The 1,195-nt window shown below is 70.0% G+C and carries 2 protein-coding genes; both read left to right on the plus strand.

Features of this window, described 5'->3' with window-relative positions:
- The first annotated feature begins 93 nt into the window (after nt 1–93).
- Nucleotides 94–522 carry an ATP-binding protein gene (locus ACWFR4_RS49045; protein ID WP_453658509.1) on the plus strand — a complete coding sequence of 143 codons (429 nt, stop codon included), beginning with the start codon at nt 94–96 and terminating at the stop codon, nt 520–522.
- A 59-nt stretch (nt 523–581) separates the two neighbouring features.
- Nucleotides 582–992, plus strand: a complete 411-nt coding sequence (locus ACWFR4_RS49050; RefSeq protein ID WP_453658511.1) for a hypothetical protein — start codon at nt 582–584, stop codon at nt 990–992.
- Nucleotides 993–1,195: the final 203 nt, after the last annotated feature.

A 1,195-nucleotide genomic window follows, 5' to 3' on the forward strand; every position in this document is an offset into this window, starting at 1 on the left:
CTTCAGGATCCGGCCTACCGACAGCCCCCGAAGTTGTTGGTGCTGGTCTCCCCCGTTCCGCTTTCCGCACATCCACAGAAGAGTCAGAAGACCATGTTTGTGACCGATTCCCCCAGCCCGAGTTCACCGCTCGGCCGGCCCTGCCGCCACGAGGCGCTGCTCACCCTGCCCGCGCAGGAGGCGCACGTCTCCGCCGCTCGTCACTTCGCGGACGATCTGCTGGAGACCTGGAGCGTGCCCGCAAGTGAGCGGGACTCCGCCGTACTCATCGTCGACGAACTCGCCGCCAACGCCGCCCAGTACGGCCGCGAGCGCATGACCCTGCTGCTCGTCCTCGACGACGGCACTCTGCACATCGTGGTCACAGACTCCGGCACGCCAGTGGAGCGCCATCGCCCCGACATCGCCCCCGACGAACACGGCCGCGGCACCGGCATCGTCCAGTACCTCGCGCAGTCGACCGAGGTCCACCAGACACGCAGCGGCCGCGAAGTCCGCGCCTGCCTCAGGTGCTCGTCGTGACCGGGCCGGGTGTTCCGCACGAACTGCGGCCCGTTGCCAGGGCCGGCGGAGGTGTGAGCATGCACGTCACTCCGAACAGCGCTGAGGCTATCGGCGCCCCGCCCCCGCACGAGGCGTACGCGAATGCGCCAGACCTGCGCCGCGAGATGCACCAAGTGCTCGCTCTCGGGGCCGAACGCGAAGGCCGCCAGGCCGGGCCCGACACCGGCCCCCTGGTCGACGCGACGGCCGCCGAACGCGCCTGGCTGCTACGACGGGCGGCCCTCATGGACCGGATGGCCCTCGACGGCCCCGGGCCGGTCGCAGCCGCCACAGAAACCGCCGAGCAACTCGTCCAGCACGACCGTCGCCATCCCGATCTGGTGGCCGGCCCACACCACCCCGACGCGATCACGCTCGCCCCCGGCCACCGCCTCTACGTCCGCCAGGAGTACGCCGCCTGGACGGCTGCCGGGCGCCCCGGAATCTGAATCGACCCCGATCCGACAAGGAGAAGGACACATGACCGGCAAGGACATCGACACCCGATACGCCCCCGCGGCAGCCGGCCCACTCCACTCGCCTCGCCTCACATGCCCGACAGCCATGCGTGAACATTGCGGCGGTCGGCGACAGGAACGGTCACGCCAGGGAAAGCCGATGAACGCACCGTGGCCGAACGCGAAGACCCATT

Source organism: Streptomyces sp. NPDC055140 (genome assembly GCF_053607285.1).